This window comes from Amycolatopsis sp. WAC 04197 (genome assembly GCF_003947475.1).
GTDB lineage: Bacteria > Actinomycetota > Actinomycetes > Mycobacteriales > Pseudonocardiaceae > Amycolatopsis > Amycolatopsis japonica.
In genome coordinates, this window is record NZ_QHJK01000001.1 from 391,801 (window position 1) to 409,664 (window position 17,864).

20 protein-coding genes are annotated in these 17,864 nt (G+C 68.3%); 10 read left to right on the top strand and 10 right to left on the bottom strand.

Going from position 1 to position 17,864, the window contains the following annotated elements:
* Window positions 1-14 precede the first annotated feature (14 nt).
* The 4 genes from DMC64_RS01865 to DMC64_RS01880 form a co-directional block, all read right to left on the bottom strand.
* A complete protein-coding gene (locus DMC64_RS01865; RefSeq protein ID WP_037333438.1) occupies window positions 15-608 on the bottom strand; it encodes a hypothetical protein in 594 nt (197 codons plus the stop codon).
* Window positions 608-1,294: a hypothetical protein gene (locus DMC64_RS01870; RefSeq protein ID WP_037333435.1), complete on the bottom strand. Its 687-nt coding sequence runs from the start codon at window positions 1,292-1,294 to the stop codon at window positions 608-610. The genes DMC64_RS01865 and DMC64_RS01870 overlap by 1 nt, the downstream gene beginning before the upstream one ends.
* 170 nt (window positions 1,295-1,464) lie before the next feature.
* Window positions 1,465-2,220, bottom strand: coding sequence for a decaprenylphospho-beta-D-erythro-pentofuranosid-2-ulose 2-reductase (locus DMC64_RS01875; protein ID WP_125731645.1), 756 nt, complete (start codon window positions 2,218-2,220; stop codon window positions 1,465-1,467).
* A complete protein-coding gene (locus DMC64_RS01880; RefSeq protein ID WP_125731647.1) occupies window positions 2,217-3,587 on the bottom strand; it encodes an FAD-binding oxidoreductase in 1,371 nt (456 codons plus the stop codon). Before DMC64_RS01880 ends, DMC64_RS01875 begins: the two co-directional genes overlap by 4 nt.
* 101 nt (window positions 3,588-3,688) lie before the next feature.
* Between DMC64_RS01880 and DMC64_RS01885 the strand changes: the two genes are divergently transcribed.
* Together DMC64_RS01885 and DMC64_RS01890 are read left to right on the top strand one after the other, a co-directional pair.
* Window positions 3,689-4,171 (top strand): GtrA family protein, encoded by a 483-nt coding sequence (locus tag DMC64_RS01885; RefSeq protein ID WP_125731649.1) that lies wholly within the window; start codon window positions 3,689-3,691, stop codon window positions 4,169-4,171.
* A 6-nt stretch (window positions 4,172-4,177) separates the two neighbouring features.
* A complete protein-coding gene (locus DMC64_RS01890; protein ID WP_016330687.1) occupies window positions 4,178-6,103 on the top strand; it encodes a glycosyltransferase in 1,926 nt (641 codons plus the stop codon).
* Window positions 6,104-6,231: 128 nt separating this feature from the next.
* On the opposite strand, the gene DMC64_RS01895 is transcribed toward DMC64_RS01890, so the two are convergent.
* Entirely contained in the window at window positions 6,232-6,474 is a 243-nt protein-coding gene (locus DMC64_RS01895) for a hypothetical protein (protein WP_016330689.1), read from the bottom strand.
* 114 nt (window positions 6,475-6,588) lie between these two features.
* Here DMC64_RS01895 and DMC64_RS01900 point away from each other — a divergent pair, with 114 nt between their 5' ends.
* The 4 genes from DMC64_RS01900 (at window position 6,589) to DMC64_RS01915 (ending at window position 9,990) form a co-directional block, all read left to right on the top strand.
* On the top strand, window positions 6,589-7,353 hold the full coding sequence (locus tag DMC64_RS01900; RefSeq protein ID WP_199754850.1) for an ESX secretion-associated protein EspG: 765 nt from the start codon (window positions 6,589-6,591) through the stop codon (window positions 7,351-7,353).
* Between the two features lie 143 nt (window positions 7,354-7,496).
* Window positions 7,497-7,973 carry a hypothetical protein gene (locus DMC64_RS01905; protein WP_233629534.1) on the top strand — a complete coding sequence of 159 codons (477 nt, stop codon included), beginning with the start codon at window positions 7,497-7,499 and terminating at the stop codon, window positions 7,971-7,973.
* 6 nt (window positions 7,974-7,979) lie between these two features.
* On the top strand, window positions 7,980-8,531 hold the full coding sequence (locus tag DMC64_RS01910; RefSeq protein WP_125731655.1) for a DUF3558 domain-containing protein: 552 nt from the start codon (window positions 7,980-7,982) through the stop codon (window positions 8,529-8,531).
* 10 nt (window positions 8,532-8,541) lie between these two features.
* Window positions 8,542-9,990 carry a hypothetical protein gene (locus DMC64_RS01915; protein ID WP_125731657.1) on the top strand — a complete coding sequence of 483 codons (1,449 nt, stop codon included), beginning with the start codon at window positions 8,542-8,544 and terminating at the stop codon, window positions 9,988-9,990.
* A 52-nt stretch (window positions 9,991-10,042) separates the two neighbouring features.
* On the opposite strand, the gene DMC64_RS01920 is transcribed toward DMC64_RS01915, so the two are convergent.
* Genes DMC64_RS01920 through DMC64_RS01930 form a run of 3 tightly spaced genes read right to left on the bottom strand, consistent with a single transcriptional unit; the run spans window position 10,043 to window position 12,720 of the window.
* Entirely contained in the window at window positions 10,043-10,951 is a 909-nt protein-coding gene (locus tag DMC64_RS01920; RefSeq protein ID WP_037333422.1) for a glycosyltransferase, read from the bottom strand.
* Entirely contained in the window at window positions 10,948-11,772 is an 825-nt protein-coding gene (locus tag DMC64_RS01925) for an ABC transporter ATP-binding protein (RefSeq protein ID WP_037333420.1), read from the bottom strand. Before DMC64_RS01925 ends, DMC64_RS01920 begins: the two co-directional genes overlap by 4 nt.
* Before the next feature lie 3 nt (window positions 11,773-11,775).
* The gene (locus tag DMC64_RS01930; RefSeq protein WP_199754851.1) at window positions 11,776-12,720 is read right to left on the bottom strand and encodes an ABC transporter permease; all 945 of its coding nucleotides are present in this window, start codon (window positions 12,718-12,720) and stop codon (window positions 11,776-11,778) included.
* 145 nt (window positions 12,721-12,865) lie between these two features.
* Here DMC64_RS01930 and DMC64_RS01935 point away from each other — a divergent pair, with 145 nt between their 5' ends.
* The 4 genes from DMC64_RS01935 to pseI are packed head-to-tail and all read left to right on the top strand — an operon-like array spanning window position 12,866 to window position 15,513.
* Window positions 12,866-13,495 (top strand): hypothetical protein, encoded by a 630-nt coding sequence (locus DMC64_RS01935; RefSeq protein WP_037333414.1) that lies wholly within the window; start codon window positions 12,866-12,868, stop codon window positions 13,493-13,495.
* A 35-nt stretch (window positions 13,496-13,530) separates the two neighbouring features.
* A complete protein-coding gene (locus DMC64_RS01940; protein ID WP_038507561.1) occupies window positions 13,531-13,971 on the top strand; it encodes a hypothetical protein in 441 nt (146 codons plus the stop codon).
* 3 nt (window positions 13,972-13,974) lie between these two features.
* Window positions 13,975-14,427, top strand: coding sequence for a GNAT family N-acetyltransferase (locus tag DMC64_RS01945; protein WP_125731659.1), 453 nt, complete (start codon window positions 13,975-13,977; stop codon window positions 14,425-14,427).
* 30 nt (window positions 14,428-14,457) lie between these two features.
* Window positions 14,458-15,513: a pseudaminic acid synthase gene (gene pseI / locus DMC64_RS01950; protein WP_125731661.1), complete on the top strand. Its 1,056-nt coding sequence runs from the start codon at window positions 14,458-14,460 to the stop codon at window positions 15,511-15,513.
* Window positions 15,514-15,736: 223 nt separating this feature from the next.
* Here pseI and DMC64_RS01955 read toward each other — a convergent pair whose 3' ends face one another.
* Window positions 15,737-16,870 (bottom strand): DegT/DnrJ/EryC1/StrS aminotransferase family protein, encoded by a 1,134-nt coding sequence (locus DMC64_RS01955; protein ID WP_125731663.1) that lies wholly within the window; start codon window positions 16,868-16,870, stop codon window positions 15,737-15,739.
* The gene (pseB, locus tag DMC64_RS01960; protein WP_038507572.1) at window positions 16,863-17,846 is read right to left on the bottom strand and encodes a UDP-N-acetylglucosamine 4,6-dehydratase (inverting); all 984 of its coding nucleotides are present in this window, start codon (window positions 17,844-17,846) and stop codon (window positions 16,863-16,865) included. The genes DMC64_RS01955 and pseB overlap by 8 nt, the downstream gene beginning before the upstream one ends.
* Window positions 17,847-17,864 lie beyond the last annotated feature (18 nt).

The window sequence follows — 17,864 nt, forward strand, 5'->3', positions numbered from 1 at the left end:
CGAAATGCGAGGGGTCAGCGGCGGGAACGGGCCCGGTCGGCCTTCGTGACGGCCAGCATGTCCCGCTGGTAGACCACGGACCCGTCGGCGAAGACGAACTGGAGCACCGGCCGCGGCGGGAAACTCCGGCCCAGGTAGAGCGCGGAGACCGAACGCACCACCCCCGACGGCATCTCCTCGAAGGTCCGGAACGGCTGCGCGGGATCCTCGCCCTCCAACAGCCGCGCCGGGTACACGACGGCCAGCCGCCGATCCGAAAGCGTCAGCCGCGCCTCGCCCTTGCCTCCCGCGAGATGGTCCGCGAGCCGCACGGCGGTCTGGTCCGCGGTCCGCGCGACGACCCAGTACGCGATCGTCGGGTCGTCGGTCCAGTCGCCTTGGAGGACGTCCGACGCGGGCAGCGGCCACCGCGTCTTCCCGGTCACCGCGGGGGTTTCCCGCGACGCCGAATAGGGCAGCGTGAGCTCGCCGTCCAGCACGAGACCGACGTAGCCATGCGCGGGCGGGCAGCCGATGATCAGGCGTTCACCGGGCGCGAGCCAGAACCGGTGCAGTTCCCGTTCGACGATCTCGTCGACGGACTTCGCCATCGGAAGCGTGTTCTCCATCAGCTCACCGTCACCGAGTGGAGCCAGGCGAACTGCCGGGGATCGTCGCAGTCGAACAGGAAATCCATCCCCGACCCGTCCACAAAGGACGCGCGGAGACACGGGCGCCGCTTCTTGCCGTGCTCGGCGACGGCGAACCCGGCGATCGACTGGCGCGGGATCTCGGCGCACGGCACCATCTCGTGCCGCGCGATCGGGACGCCCGCCGCGTTCTCGCCGTAGGTCTTCGTGGTCATGATCGCGGCGATGTCCTTGCCGAACCCGATCGCCTTCGACAGGAACGACTTCTCCGAGGGCTTCTCCGGCGTGACGGCCTTCTCCAGCACCAGCAGCCGCGCGCTGGTGAGCGCCCACAGCCGCGCGAGCGATCCGCTGGTGGACAGCCCCCGCACCGCCGCGTGCGCGAGGCCGCCCTGCTCGCCGAGCACGATGACCTGCGGCGACGGCGGATTCGACCGGCCGCTGTCGTCACCCCCGCCCAGCGCCGCGCCGACCATGTCCCCGGCGAAATTCGCCGCGCCCGACCCGAGCTTGCTCAGCACGCTCTTCTTCGGCACACCCCAGGGATCGAGGCCGCGCACGTCGTAGTTCAGCGTCCGGCCGTACGCGGCCCACAGCAGCCGTTCGCCCGGGCGCAGTGAAGGCAGGGCCTGTGACGCGGCCCCGAGCGGATAGCCGAGGTTCATTCCTCAGTGGTTGCCATCAGAAGTCCTTCGGGGGTATTCGGCGGATTCAGGTTTCCGCTGGGCGTGCGGTCGTGAGGTCCTCGTACCGGGTCGTACTCGGGCCTCGCGGCCGTGCGCCCAGCGGGAAGCTGGACCGTCGAGACCCCCGGAGGACTTCCGATGGTGACCACTTAGATCGGCAGCTTCCGGAAGATCGGCCGGGGGATGTGCCGCAGGGCGGACATGACCAGCCGGAACGGCGCGGGCGACCACACCAGTTCCTTGCCGGCGCGCGAGGCGGCGACGGCGGTCTCGGCGACCTGCTCGACGTCCACCGTCAGCGGGGCGTCCTTGAGGCCTTCGGTCATCTTGGTCCGGACCTGGCCGGACCGGACGACGGTGATCTGCACGCCGAACTCCGCCAGCGCCTCGCCGAGGCCCAGGTAGAAGCCGTCGAAACCGGCCTTGGAGGAGCCGTAGACGAAATTCGACCGGCGGACCCGCTCACCGGCGACCGAGGACAGCGCGATGACCTTGCCGTGTCCCTGCGTCTTGAGCTTGTTCGACAGCGCGACCCCGACCGACACCGCGGCCGTGTAGTTCACGGTCGCCGCCTCGACGGCCTTCGCGTGGTCCTGCCACAGCTCTTCCTGGTCGCCGAGCAGGCCGAACGCCACGACGGTGACGTCGATGTCGCCACCCTCGAAGGCCTTGTCCAGCACACCGGGGTGGGTGTCCAGCGCCTTCGCGTCGAAGTCGACGGTGGACACTTCGGCGCCCTTGTCCTTCAGGCGCTGAGCGGCCGCGTCGAGCCGCGGCGACTGCCGTCCGGCCAGCACGACCCGAAGCGGCTTCTCGGACAGGTACTTCTCCGCGATCGCGAGCGCGATGTCGGAGGTGCCGCCGAGCAGCAGCAGGGACTGGGGGTTGCCCACAGCGTCGATCACAGTTCCAACCTTCGGGACATGTCAGAGGCGAAAACGCCTTCGGGGTCTACGGAAGCGCGGACCTTGCGCCATTCCTCGAGCCGCGGGTACATCTTCGCGAAGTTCTCCGCGGAGGTGCGCGAGTCCTTCGCCGTGTACAGACGGCCGCCGAGGGCGAGCACGTCCTCGTCGAGTTCCTGGCAGAACCGGCTCAGCCCGTCCTTGATCGGGAAGTCGAGGCAGACCATCCAGCCGGGGTGCGGGAACGACAGCGGCGCCGCGTTGCCCTCGCCCATCTGCTTGAACACGTTGAGGAACGACACGTGCCCGGAGTCCGCGACCTTCTGGATGATCCGGCGCAGCGGCTCGTGCGCGTTCAGTGGCGTGCTGAACTGGTACTGCAGGAATCCCTTGGAGCCGTACGCCCGGTTCCACTCGCCGAACAGGTCGAGCGGGTGGTAGAAGGCGGTCAGGCTCTGGATCTGGTCGCGCGCGTTCTTCGCGGTCTTGCGGTAGTACAGCTCGCCGATCGCGGAGAACGACAGCTTGTTCGCCAGCCCGTTCGGGAACACGTCCGGCAGGGTCGCCAGGGTGCCCGGGTTGAACTTGAGCGGGTCGGCCCGCAGCTTGGGCGGCAGTTCGTCCAGTTTGGCGAGCGAGCCGCGCTGGAAGGCGGCGCGGCCGAGCTTCGCGCCCCTGGAGATCGAGTCGAACCAGCCGGAGGAGTACGTGTAGTTGTCCTCGGAACCGTCGGTGACCAGCGCCAGCGTCTCGTCGAGGTTCGCGGTGCGCTGGATGTCGGCCTTGAAGTAGGCCGTCTCCGTCTTCGTCATCCGGATCTTGGCGCGGACGATGATGCCGGTCAGGCCGATGCCGGCCACGGTCGCCCAGAACAGCTCCGCGTCGGGGCCGTCCGGCGTGATCGTGCGCACCTGCCCGTCGGCGGTGACCAGGTCCATCGACACCACGTGGTTGCCGAAGCTGCCGGCCGAGTGGTGGTTCTTGCCGTGGATGTCGTTGGCGATCGCGCCGCCGATGGTCACCTGGCGCGTGCCCGGCAGCACCGGGACCCACAGGCCGTAGGGGAGGCCCTCGCGCATCAGCTTGTCGAGGCTGACCCCGGCGTCGAGGTCGACGATGCCGGAATCCGGGTCGATCGAGTGGATGCGGTCCAGCGCGGTCATGTCCACGACCAGGCCGCCCGCGTTCTGCGCCGGGTCGCCGTACGAGCGGCCGAGACCACGCGCGATGACCCCGCGTTCCCCGGCCCGCGTCACCGCGCGGGCGATGGCTTCCACGTCGGGGGTGCTCAGGACGTTCGCGATACTCGGCGACGTCCTCGCCCAGCCCATGAGCGACTGCCGCTGTGTCTCGGGTGCTTGGGTCACGCCGACCAGGGTAACCACGCCGAACACTGCCCGGAACGTGACCCTGAAGTGCTCGCTTCTACACTTTGCGCATCAGCCCCAGCAGTTTATGAGGTAGAGCAGTGGTGGCGACCGACCCGAAAGCCGGCGTGACGGCAGCAGCGCCGTCCTCCCCTGGGCTGCTCGGGCAGCTCATCCGCTTCGGCCTCATCGGCGGCTTCTGCGCCCTGGTCGATTTCGGCGTCTACCAGGGGCTTCGTGCCCTCGGAATGGACGTGACGCCGTGGGTGGACATCGCCCGCGCGCTCAGCTTCATCGTGGGCACCACGACCGCCTTCTTCCTGAACCGCAAGTTCACCTTCGCCGGTGGACGCCAGGAGGGCGCGCGTCAGATCGGTAGCTTCGTGCTCTTGTACGCCGTGACGTTCCTCGTGGCCGTCGGCGTCAACCGCACGATGCTGCACGTCCTGCCGGAGTCGGCCTGGAAGGCCACCTTCGGCTGGGTCGTCTCGCAGGCAACCGCGACCGTGATCAACTTCGTCATGCTCAAGTGGGTCGTCTTCCGTGAGCCCCGCGCCACCGCCACCAGCACAGAGGAGAACTGAGGATTCATGCCCGGTAAAGCCGCCGTCACCGGAGAGGCCCCGAGCGCCATGGTGAGCACTGTCGACGACACCCGCTTCGCGGAACGCACCCCGCAGGGCCGTCTCACCGCGCAGCGCGGGCTCTACGCCGGCCCGGCCCCCATCGTCAGCAAGGACCTCTACGCCGAACTCGAGTGGGGTACCGCCGTGCGCGAGCGCGGGGGCATCTCCATCGAGCCCGCGTCGAAGGTGTCCGGCAACACGTACTTCGGCCGGTTCCCCGCCAGCTACTGGCAGCGCTGGACCGACGTGACCGAGGTCCAGGTCGAGGCCGTCGTCACCGGTGACGGCCAGCTGTCCGTCGGCGCCTCCGACATCGAGGGCGACCCGCGGGTCGTCGCCGCCGAGGTCGTCGCGGGTGCGAAGCAGCAGAAGGTGACGCTCACCGCGAAGCTCGACAAGTTCTACGACGGCGGCGCGCTCTGGCTCGACATCGAGACCGAGGGCGGCCAGTCGCTGCGTGTCGAGAAGGTCCGCTGGACGGTCGAAGCGCCGGAGAAGATCCGCCCGACCGCGGTGACCATCTGCACGATGAACCGCGCCGACGACTGCCTGTCGAACCTGCAGGCGCTCGCCGCCGACGTCTCCTCGCTGGAGACGCTCGACGCGATCTACGTCGCCGACCAGGGCACCGACCTCGTCGAGTCGCGCGACGGCTTCGAGCAGGTCGCCAAGGACCTCGGCGACAAGCTGCACTACATCAAGCAGCCGAACCTCGGCGGTGCCGGCGGGTTCACCCGCGGCCTCTACGAGGTCGCCGGGCACACAGAGACCGAGCACGCGAACGTCCTGTTCATGGACGACGACGTGCTGCTGGAGCCGGATCTGGTGATCCGGATGACCGCGTTCTCCAACCGCACGGTCAACCCGGTCATCGTCGGCGGGCAGATGCTGAATCTGCTGCACCCGAACCAGCTGCACGTCGGCGCCGAGTACGCCCGCCTGAACACGCTGGAGCCCGGCCAGCCGGTGCAGCACTCGCTCTCGACCGCCGACCTGCTCGGCGTCGACGAGGAGACCCTCAAGCCGAACCGCCAGGAACGCCGCCTCGACGCCGGGTACAACGGCTGGTGGTCGTGCCTGATCCCGTACGAGGTCGTCAAGGCCACGGGCTACCCGCTGCCGTTCTTCTTCCAGTGGGACGACGCGGAGTACAGCTACCGCGCCCGCGCGCACGGCTTCCCCACGGTCACCCTTCCGGGCGCCGGCGTCTGGCACGCCGACTTCCACTGGAAGGACTGGGACGAGTGGCACCGCTACTTCAACCTGCGGAACTCGATCATCACCGCCGCGCTGCACTCGCCGTTCAACCTGAACCTGCTCTCGCGCGTGCTCATCGCGCAGCTGGTCCGGTACCTGCTCGGCATGCAGTACGGCCTGTCCGCCACGCTGATCAAGGCCGTCGAGGACTTCCTCGAGGGGCCCGAGGTCCTGCGTGACGGCGGCGTCGCCGCGATGAAGGAGATCCGCCGGATCCGCGACGAGTACCCCGAGACCAAACGGCACAAGGCCACCGACGTCCCGGGTATCGCGTCGAACGACATCGGCATCATCAACAGCGCGCCGCGGCCCAGCATGCAGCGGCTGGTGCTGATCAAGCGGATCCTCGACCGGGTGCTCGGCCGCAGCCGCCACTCGCTCGGCGCGATCCCGATCGACGAGGCCCACTGGTGGCACGTCGCGACCTTCGACACCGCCGTCGTAACCGACGCTTCGCAGGAAGGCGTGCGGGTCCGCTCGTACGACCGCGCGAAGATGTTCGACCTGGCGCGCCGGGGCGCGAAGGTGATCCAGCGGCTCCGCAAGGAAGGCGCGGCGGTGCAGGAGCAGTACAAGCGCGCCATGCCCGAGCTGACCTCGCGGGACAACTGGAAGCGGCTTTACGAGCTGTAAGCGCGCTTCGCTTCACCGAATGTCATGAAAGGGCCGTTCAGGACGTTTTTCGTCCTGAACGGCCCTTTCATGACGTCTGAGGCCGGTCACCTGCTGCCCTCGACGACTCAAGTAGGGGCTCCCCGGGACTAGTGCAGCCCGAACACTCTCGTCTTGCGGTTCAGATCGTCGATGTAGGCGGCGGCGACGTGGGAGAAGTTGATCGCCACCTCCGAGTCGTCCCTCGTCTGGATCGTCTGCACCGAACCGGTGCGGACGAAATGCGAGAGATCCTTGGTCAGCCGTTCGGTTTCTTCCGTCGTGAGCGCGAAGAGCAGCGGCTCCCCGCCGGTGGCGAGATGGAGGACGAGCGCGGGTTTCTGGTCTGCCATGGATCCATGGCAGCAGCCGTGATCACAACCGGGCAAGCGGGTTCGCTGCGGGCGTATCGGGCGCGTGGACTACGTTCATCCCGACGGACAAGACACCCGCGGGGGGAAATGGCGATGCCGCATTCGTTTTCGTTGTCGCTGGCGGCGGTGGACATCCTGCTCGAACACGGCCGGTTCGGGCCGTCGCCCGTCCCGTTCGAGATCCCGCACATCGGCACGACGACCGATCAGCGCGCGATGGTGCGCGAGGCCGTCTTCCGCGACCTCGAAGGCCGCGGCCTGATGCGCGGCGGCAGGCTCGACGCGGACGTCGAGCTCGCGATCGCCACCTTCGCCAATCCGCAGCTCGCCGTCTGGACGGTCGCGCAGCTGGACAAGGACAAGCAGCTGCTCGCGAGGGCGGCGACGAACGGGCAGTTCGCGGTCGTCGTACGCCAGGACGAGAACCTGCTCGTGTTCGAGGAGACCAGGCCGACCGCGATCGTCGCGTCGATCGTCGACCTGCTGCCGCTCACCCCGGCCGGCCCCGGTCAATCGGTCACCATCGCGAAGCCGGCGAGCGCGCCGAAGCGCCCTCGGAACGACGACGCGTACGACCCCTTCGCCAACGTCAGCGGGCCGCGGTCGCACGGGTCGAACCCGCAGCTGCGGCAGGTGGAGCGGATCTTCGAGAAGCCGAAGACGCGCGTGGGCCAGTTCAGCGTGTTCATCCGCGGCGGCCAGGTGTTCCCGCCGCTGGCGTGGTTCGACACCGAAGCGGGCCGCTTCATGATGACCTCGCGTCAGGCGGCCGACGGGCAAAGCTGGCTGACCTACGCTCCCGCCGACAACGCGAGGATCGCTCAGCAGCTGTATGCCCAGCTCGAAGGGCAGTTCTGAGCCACGGGGAACCGGGGTGACGCCCGTTTCGTCACAGCTACGGAGATCTTCGGCGATCGGTGAATCACCGTCGCGCTGAGTGCCCGGCTAGTAGACTGCCGGGCGATACGCACAGGCGAGCAGACGAGGCAGTGGGGCGGGCGATGGCTTTCGAAGCGGACGGCGGACAGGCGGCACCGGACTTTTCGATCGGCTCCGCCTTGGGTGCGGCAGCTGGTTACGTGGCGGCCGGTGGCCTGAACGCGGCCGCGGTCGCCCAGGTGAGCGCGGAGACCCAGAAGCTGGTCTCGGCAGCCAAGAGCGGCGGCTTCAAGATCACCGCCGAAGGCGTCGAGCCGCTTCTCAAAGTGGTGCGCGACATGACGAAAGAGCTCAACAGCCTGGAAAGCAAGACGGTCCACCTTTCCCAGGCGCCGCAACTCGGCGACCACCCGTACGGCAGGGCCGTCGCCGCCCACGACCACAAGGGTGCCGCCCAGTCGGCCAATTCGGCGAGCGCGGTGATCGGTCAGTTCCGCCAGGTGGTCCTGGATACCGAAGAAGCGCTGTTGCGCGCGTCGGGGCAGTACAAGAAGAAGGAAGACGAAACGGTCGAGGCGCTCGATCGGCTCAAGAACTGAGGCGGAATGAAGAAGCTGCTCCTCGTACCGCTGACCGCGGCCGCGTTCGTGCTCGCGGCCTGTTCCACCGAAAAGCCGGGCACCCCCTCCGCGGCGCCGTCGTCGCCCGCGCAAGGCGGCGAGTCCACCGCGCCGACGACGGCCACCGGTGGTGCCGACCCCGCGTCGATCGATCCGTGTTCGCTCGTCGGCGCTGCCGATCTGGCGTCGTTCGGCACTTTCGAGCCACCCGTTCCCGAGAACGTGGGTGGTGCCCGCGTCTGCGAGTTCACCAAGGACTCCCAGACGGCGGCCGACAGCGTCACCGTCAGCGTCGGGGTTCGTGACAAGCAGGGTGTCGACGGTGTCGTCGACGGCGGGAACGGCAAGACCACCGGCAACGTCAACGGGCGCAAAGCCGTGCTCGTTCCGAAACCTCCCGCCAGCTGTCTGATGGCACTCGAAATCAGTGCCTCGGCGCGGGTCGACCTCGTGGTCGTCAGCACGGATCCGGAGAAGTCGTGCGGGATGGCGGAGAAGGTCGCCGACATCGTCGAACCGAAACTTCCGAAGGGCTAGGGGGACCAGGATGACCACCGACAGGGCCTACATGACCGAGCAGGAGTACGTCGACGGTCTCTCGCCTCAAGCCCGGGAGCAGTACTACCGGGACAAGGCGAGCGGAAACGTCGGCGACGGGCCGTTCGCCATCTTCCAGCGGCTCATCGCCGAGGGCAAAGGTCAGCAGGAGGCCGAAGACGTCGGGAACAAGACCGTCGACGAGCTGACCAAGAACAAGAACATCAAGTACGTCGAGGGGCTCGAGCCGCCGAACGGCGACTACCTCGGTTACGACCACGAGCGGCTCGAACAGTTCGTCAACAGCAACCTGAACGTCGAGCAGGTCTCCGAGGTCTCGACCGCGTACCACGAGATCCACAAGGCCTTCGACACCTTCTCGAGGAGGATGGACGAGGCCGTCACCGCTTCGCGGGGCACCTGGGAAGGTGACGCGGCGGGCAACGCGCAGGACTACTTCAAGAGCCTCAGCAAATGGTCCGAGGCGAACTCCCAGAACGCCAAGCTCGCCTCCGAGACGATCTACGACCAGGGCACCGCGGCCTCCACCGTGAAGAACACGATGCCCAAACCGATCCCCTTCAGCTGGAAGGAAGAGATCGGGGGGTGGCTGACGTCGAACCCGTTCAACATGAGCGAGAACATCGACAAGTCCATCCAGAAACAGAAGGACAGCCTGGAGGCCCACACTCAGGCGGCCTCCGCCATGAACAACTACGACAAGTCCTTGTACGAGGCCGCGTCGAAGCAGCCGGTGTTCGCCGAGCCGCCGAAGTTCGGCGCGGGCGGCGGTGGCGGGATCGACGATACGGGCAAGCCGCTGCCGTACCAGGTTCCGCCCGGCTCGAACACGCCCGGCCCCAACAACCCCGGGAACACCTACATCCCGCCCGGCAGCGGTGGCGGGGGTAACGGCGGCGGTGGTGGAGGCGGTGGCGGCGGCTACGGCTCCACCCTGCCCGGTCCGGGCAGCACCACGGGATCCGGCAGCCTTCCGTCGGGCACGACGCCGTCCGGCTTCCAGAACAACCCGGCGCCGATCACCACGCCCGGCCCCAACAACACCGCGATGCCGATCAGCCCCATGCCGATGGCGCCGCCCATGATGGGCGGCGGCATGGGCGACTCGGACTACAACAGCCGGACCGGCCGCGGTGGCGGCGGAAGCGGGTTCGGCCCCGGTGGCGGCGGCGGTTCCACACCCGGTTCGGGTTCCGCGTCCGGCGCGGCCCGTCCGGGCGGTATCGGTGCCGCCGAAGCGGCCGCCGGCCGCGGTATGGGCGGTGGCGCGGCCGGTCGAGGCGGGCCGGGGATGGGCGGCGGCATGGGTGGCCGCGGTCAGCAGTCGGAGGGGGACGAGGACACCGAGCACCAGCGTCCGACGTACCTCGTCGAGGGCGACCCCGACGAGGTCTTCGGGACCGACATGCGCACCGCGCCGCCGGTCATCGGCGAGTAGACGCACGAAAAAGGGCCCCTCGCGCGAGCGAGGGGCCCTTTTTCCGTGGATCTCAGTATCGGTAGAACTTCTCCTTGCGGCCCTGGCGAACCAGCTTGAGCCACTGCAGGAAGGCCTTCGGATCCCGCTTCACCCCGACGAAGTACAGGCCGAACCGCACCACTTCGAGCGCGCCGATCTTGCGCATCCCCGGCTGGGACAGCAGGTATCCGCGGTTGCGGTAGGTGTAGTAGCGCTTGACCTCGTTTTCCGGGTCCTGCGCGTGGAACCGGCCACCCAGCATCGGCTTGAACTCGTCCGAACCGTCCGGGTGCAGGTACGCGGTCTTGAGCGAGGTGCCGAACGGCAGCCCGGAACGCACCAGGCGCCGGTGCAGTTCGACCTCGTCACCGCGGAAGAACAGCCGCAGATCCGGCACGCCGACGACGTCCAAAGTGGACGCCCGGAACAACGCGCCGTTCATCAGCGAGGCGATCCCCGGCAGGAAGTCGACGCCCAGTTCCGACGACGAACGCTTCCAGGTCAGCCCGCGCCGCAACGGGAACGCGAGCTTGTCCGGCGCGTCGATGTTGGACACCACCGGGGAGATCTCGGCCAGATCCCGCTTCTCGGCCTCCTCCAGCAGGATCGCGAGGACGTTCTCGTCGGCGGGACGGCCGTCGTCGTCGGCCAGCCAGATCCAGTCCGCGCCAAGGGAAAGCGCGTGCAACATGCCGAGCGCGAACCCGCCCGCACCGCCGAGGTTGCGGTGCGAAGGCAGGTACGTGAAGGGCAGCGGGTAGTTCTCGACGATGTCCCGCGCCGACTTGTCCGGCCCGTTGTCGACCACGACGAGGTGGTCGACCGGCCGGGTCTGCGCGGCGATCACCTTGAGCGAGTCCGCGAGCAGTTCCCGTCGATGGCGCGTGACGACCACGCCGACGACGGCGCCTTCGGGCAACTGCCGGGTCTCGCTGGTCATCCTTGGCCACCGTTCGTCGTCGCCACCGGCTCGGGTTCGATACCGAACCGCTCCAGCGTCTCCTTGCTCATGTTCTCGAACGGGTCGCGCCCCTTGTAGCCGGTGAGCACCTCGCGCAGCGAACCGCGCTGCTTGACGTGCCCCTCGTCCATCCAGATCGCGGAGTCGCAGAGCTCGAAGAGGAACTCGTCCGAGTGGCTGGCGAACACCAGGATGCCCGAGCGCTTCACGAGGTCCTTGAGCCGGTCCTTCGCCTTGTTGAGGAACGCCGCGTCGACCGCGCCGATACCCTCGTCGAGGATCAGGATCTCCGGGTCGATCGAGGTGACCACGCCCAGCGCCAGGCGCACCCGCATACCGGTCGAGTAGGTCCGCAGCGGCATCTGCAGGTAGTCGCCGAGTTCGGTGAACTCCGCGATGTCGTCGACGCGGGCTTCCATCTGCTTCGCGGTCATCCCGAGGAACAGGCCGCGGATGATGATGTTCTCCATCCCGGAGATCTCCGGGTCCATGCCGATGCCGAGGTCGAAGACCGGCGCGATCTTGCCGGAGATCTTCGCCGAACCGCGGGTGGGCTCGTAGATGCCGGACAGCAGCCGCAGCAGCGTCGACTTCCCGGCGCCGTTGTGGCCGACGAGGCCGACACGGTCGCCTTCGCGGAGCTGGAGGCTCACGTCGTGCAGGGCTTCGATGATCGGCACCTTGCTCTCGGTGCCGATCTTGCCGCCGACCTTGCCCAGCACCTTCTTCTTCATGGAGCGGGTCTTCGCGTCGAAAATGGGGAAGTCGACGTAGGCGTTGTGCACATCAATGCTGACCATCTGTCACACCCAATAAGAGACGCGGGAACGGTAATTGCGCATCGCGACCAGCGCGAGACCCCAGCCGACGACGGTGATGCCGAGCACCACGTACCAGCTGTTGAGGCCGACGGCCTGGCCGATCAGCGGTGCGCGCACGATCTGGATGAAGTGGAAGAGCGGGTTGCCGTAGACGTACGGCAGGGCCCACGAAACGCCGTCACGGGCGCCACCCGCCATCAGCTGGTCGATCGGCCAGACGATCGGCGTCATGTAGAAGAGCAGCTGGATGAGCGAGTTGATCACCTGCGGGATGTCGCGGTAGCGCGTCGAGATGATGCCCAGCAGCAGGGTGACCCAGCCGGCGTTCAGCGCGAGCACGAGGATGCCGGGGATCGCGCTCAGCGAGTACCAGCCGAGCCCCGGGTGGCACAGCGCGCCGTCGACGCAGGCGCCGCTCATCGCGTACGGCTGGTCCAGGCTGGTGAAGAAGATCGCGACCACGATCACGTAGACGATCAGGTTGTGCGCCAGCATCAGCGTCTGGCGCCAGACCGTCCGCAGCACGTACACCGAAAGCGGCGCCGGGAGCTGTTTGATCAGCCCTTCGTTGGAGATGAAGGTCTCCATGCCCTCGGACAGGCAGCCGCTGATGAAGCCCCAGATGATGAACCCGGTGCTGATGTAGGGAAGGAACGTCGCCGTCGGCAGGTTGAACAACTGTGAGTACAGAAGCCCCAGGCCGAGCGCGATGACACCCTGGCTGATGGTGATCCAGAACGGGCCGATCACCGAGCGGCGATAGCGCTGCTTGATGTCCTGCCAGCCGAGGTGTCCCCACAGCTCTTTGGCGGCGAAACCGGTCTTGATGTCGGCGAACGCGCGCGAAAAGGTCTTGCTGTCCGAAATCGGCGGAACCGAGGTCGGCGCAGCACCGTCGGCGGCGTGAACCGTGCTGGTGGCATGCACGGGAACGAGGGTACCGATGGGGCCGATGATGCCTGGGGCGCCCCGTCCCGACCACGGAACGCTACCGTCGGATTCGCACCCGAACGCGGTGCGTGTGCTGGTACTTTCTGCCCTCATGACTGCTGCACTCGGCGACGCGAGCCTGATGGTCAATCTGCTCGCCGCATACGCCGACCGGCCGGAGCCCCGTTCGGTGGCCGTGGTCGGGAATCAGCCGCTTCCGCCGGACCCTCGGCGAGCGAAGGCCATCGACGCTTGTGACCTCGTGATCCGCGTCAACGGCTTCGTCGTCGACGAGCCGGGCGGCCCCGAAACGGTCGGCAGCCGGGTGCACGTCGTCGTGTTCAACCGCGCCGTCCGCGCCACCAAGCACGTCTTCCGTGACTACCGCAAACGGCTCTACCTGCTGGTCGAGCCCGGCCGGATGCACTGGGAGCCCGAAGACATCCCGGGCTGGTGGCCCGGAGACCTCGGCTACGTGCCGGTGCCGAACCGCGAGGTCGTCCTGCCGCTGTCCGACGCGCTCGGGCTGCCGAGCCGCGAAGAGGGCCTGTGGTCGACCACCGGGACGCTCGCCGCGTGGATCGCGCGGACGTCGTTCCCGCACGCCAATCTGGTCCTGTCCGGGTTCTCGTTCATCGACGACCCGGCCCAGACCCACTGGGAGCACGCCGCGGGCGACTCCTGCATCGTCGGACCCGAGCACCGCATCGCCGCCGAGGGCAGGCTGCTGGACTCGTGGACGAAGACCGGCGAAACCGAACTCCTGCGCTGAACTCCCAGCCAGCCCATCCCGAGAAGGAACACCCCATGGCAGTGCAGAAACTCCGCAGCGGCGTGATCGGCCGGATCGCCCGGCTCATCGACTTCCGGATCGACGAGCGGCTTCGCGACCTCAACGGGCGCGTCAACGACCTCGAACACGCCACCGCGGACCACCGCCGACGGCTAGACGGCGCCGAGAGCGGCCTCGAGCACGCCCGCGGCGACTTGCGCTGGACCCGCGCCGAGCTGGACCGCCTGATCCCGAGCGTCGCGGCCCAGGAGGCCCAGCTGGAGGATCTGCGCGAGTCGCTGTCGCTGCCGGTGCACGCGGACAAGCCCGAACTGGCCGAGGCGCGCAGCTTGATCCAGGAGATCCAGCGCCAGCACGCCCAGATCCGCGTCCGGCTCGCCGGGATCGCGCGGTACGAGGACCGGCTGCGCCGGATCGAAGACCGCCAGCGCGAAACCATCGAGCAGACGCAGTAATCCGTGCTGGCTCGCGAGGCCACGGAGGCCGACGCCGGGTTGCTGCTCGCCTGGCGGAACGATCCGCGTACGCGGCAGGCTTCCCGTTCGACCGCGGTGATCACGCTCGACGAGCATTCCGCGTGGCTGCGCGGGGTGCTGGCGTCGCCGGACAGGGTGCTGTACGTCGTCGAACTCGACGGGATCCCGGTCGGCACCGTCCGGTTCGACCGCGAGGACGAAGGGGTCTGGGAGGTCAGCATCACCCTCGCGCCGGAAAGCCGGGGCCGCGGCTTGTCGGCTTCGGTTCTGGCGGAGGGCGAGCGGGCCTTCACCGCCGGTCACCGCGTGCGGGCGGTGACCGCGGCCGTGCACCGGGACAACGCGGCGTCGGCCGCGCTGTTCGACCGGGCCGGGTACGCCGAGACCGCGCCTGCCGTCGACGGTTTCCGGAAGCTGCGTAAGACTGTGTCCTGACCAGACCGTCGTCAGGGAGGCGTTTCGTCCATGTCAGCACAGGAAGTCCGGATCGGCGCGCACCGCATCGGGGCCGGGCATCCGCCGTTCGTCATCGCCGAAATGTCCGGTAACCACAACGGCGAACTCGCCAGGGCACTGGAGATCGTCGACGCGATCGCCGAAACCGGCGCGCAGGCGGTCAAACTGCAGACCTACCGGCCGGACACCATCACGATCGACGTGGACGCCCCCGCTTTCCGGGTGAGCGACTCGCATTCGCTGTGGGGCGGCGAGAACCTCTACAAGCTCTACGAACGCGCCCACACGCCGTGGGAATGGCACGAACCGCTGTTCGAGCGCGCCCGCGCCCGTGGCCTGGAGATCTTCTCCAGCCCGTTCGACCCCACCGCCGTCGAACTGCTGGAGTCGCTGGACGCGCCCGCGTACAAGATCGCGTCGTCGGAGATCGTCGACCTGCCGCTGATCGAACTGTGCGCGAAAACCGGCAAACCGCTGATCATCTCGACCGGGATGGCCAGCGTCGCCGAGATCGACGCCGCGGTCCGCACCGCGCGTGAAGCGGGCAACGACCAGCTGATCGTGCTCGGCTGCACCGCCAGCTACCCGGCGTCGCCCGCCGAGAGCAACCTGCGTGGCCTGCCGGTCCTGGCGGGCGTGACCGGGACGCTCGTCGGCCTGTCCGACCACACGCCCGGCATCGGCGCCCCGCTCGCGGCCGTCGCGCTCGGCGCCGTCGCCATCGAGAAGCACGTGACGCTGGCCAGGAGCGACGGCGGTGTGGACTCGGAGTTCTCCCTGGAGCCCGCCGAACTGGCCGCGCTGGTCACCGAATCGCACCGTGCGTGGGAGGCGCTGGGCGCCGCCGTGATCGGGCCGCGCGAGAGCGAGAAGGAAGGCCTGCGGCTGCGGCGTTCCCTGTACGTCGTCGAAGACGTGCGTGCCGGGGACACCGTGACGCGGGAAAACGTCCGCTCGATCCGGCCTGCCGGCGGGCTGGCCCCCGCCGAGATCGTGAACGTGCTCGGCCGCACGTTCTCCTCGGATGTCCCGAAGGGCACCGCACTCACCTGGGGCCTGATCTAGCCTCGCGTGACCTGGTGGACGACACACGTGATCCGACGGACGACACGCGTGATCGGGCGGACGACACGTGTGACTGGATGGCCGACACGCTTGCGGCCGGGGCTATGGCGCGTGTCGTCCGCCCAGTCACGCGTGTCGTCCATCCCAACACGTGTGTCGTCCGTCCAGTCACGCGAAACCGCCACCCGCGCACCGGTGGGACGTACCTAAGACACGGTCGGCTCTAGCGGAAGAAGCCGTGGACCTCGTCGATGACGCGGTCCACGTCGGCGTCGGTCAACGCCGGGAACAGCGGCAGCGAAAGCTCCTGGCTGTAGTACAGCTCCGCGTTCGGGCACATCCCGCGCCGGTACCCGAGGTCCTCGAACACCGGGTGCCAGTACGCGGGGATGTAGTTGACCTGCACGCCGATTCCCTTGGCGCGCAAGTGATCGAACAGAGCGCGGCGACGTCCTTCGAGGACTCGCAACGGGTACAGGTGCCACACCGGGTCCGCGCCTTCGCGCACGGCGGGCGTCAGCACTCCGTCCACTGAGGACAGTGCGGCGGTGTAGCGGGCGTGGATCTCCGCCCGCCGCTTCTTGAACTCCGCGAGCCTGCGCAGCTGGCTGCTTCCCAAGGCGCACAACACATCCGGGAGCCGGTAGTTCAGGCCGAACTCGTGCACCTCCTGGTGCCACGCGCCTTCGTCCGGATACCGCTGCGCCGCCTTGTCACGCACCAGCCCGTGATTGCGGAAACCGCGGGCGCGCGCCAGCAGCTCGTCCGAACCGGCGACCACCGCACCGCCTTCGGCCGTGGTGAGGTTCTTGGTGGGGAAGAAGGAGAACGTCGTGAGGTCGGCGAGCGAGCCGACCGGCCTGCCCTGCCAGCTGCCGCCGACGGAATGCGCCGCGTCCTCCAGCAGCAGCGCGCCGTTGTCGTGCGCGATCCGGCCGAGCTCGTCCAGTTCGGCCGGGTGACCGGCGTAGTCCACGGCCGCGACGACCTTGGTGCGCGAGGTGACGGCCGCCGCGGCCGCCGCCGGGTCGAGGTTGCCCGTGTCCGCCTCGACGTCGGCGAACACGACCTTGCCGCCGAGCAACGCGGCCGTCGCGGCGGTGGCGACGAACGTCATCGGCGAGGTGACGACCTCGTCGTCAGGGCCGATCCCGGCCGCCGCGTACGCGACGTGCAACGCGGCCGTGCCCGACGTGACGGCCACCGCGGGCGTGCCACCGGTGTGCTCGGCGAGATCCTCCTCGAAGCGCGTGACGGCGGGGCCGGTGGTCAGCCAGTCGCCACGCAGCACCTCGGTGACCGCGGCGATGTCCTCGTCCGAAACGGACTGACGGCCGTAGGGCAGGAAGTCAGCCATACTGCTCGACCAGGTCGCGCAGCTCGTCCGCGTCGAGCCACAGGTCGTTGGTGTCCGAGCGGTAGGCGAAGTTCTCCGGCACGGCCTCGCCGCCGGTCGGCGGTTCGTAACCCCAGCCCGCGATATGCGGCTGGACGACGTACCGGTCGCTCAGCCGCACGGTGCGGCGGGCGTCGTCCGGGGCGATCATCTCTTCGTGCAGCTTCTCGCCGGGGCGGATGCCGACCTCGTGCATCGGCGAACCGGGTGCGATCGCCTGCGCGAGATCGACCAGCCGCATGCTCGGGATACGCGGCACGTACAGCTCGCCGCCGTTCATCTGGTCGAACGAATCGATCACGAACTGCACGGCCTGCGGGAGCGTGATCCAGAACCGGGTCATCTCCTTGTGCGTGATCGGGAGCGACTCGCCCTTGGCCGCGAGCGCGCGGAAGAACGGGATCACGCTGCCGCGTGAGCCCATCACGTTGCCGTAGCGGACCACGGAGAACCTGGTCGGATGCGTCGCGGCGTAGTGGTTCGCGCTGATGAACATCCGGTCGGCGCACAGCTTCGTGGCGCCGTAGAGGTTGATCGGGCTGGACGCCTTGTCCGTCGACAGCGCGACGACCTTCTTCACGCCGGTGTCGATCGCGGCCTCGATGACGTGCTGCGAGCCGACGACGTTGGTCTGCACGAATTCGAACGGGTTGTACTCACCCGTGTCGACCTGCTTGAGCGCGGCGGCGTGCACCACGTAGTCGACGCCGTGCATCGCGCGCTCGAGGCGGCGGCGGTCCCGGATGTCGCCGATGAACCAGCGCAGCCGCGGGTCGTTGTCGAACTGCTGGCGCGCTTCGTACTGCTTGAGCTCGTCGCGGGAGAGCACGACCAGCCGTCGCGGGTTCAGTTCGGCGAGGGCGTAGGTGATGAACGCCTTGCCGAACGAACCGGTCCCGCCGGTGAGCAGGATGCTGGAGCCATCCAGCTCGGACATCGTCGACCTCCGCGTTTC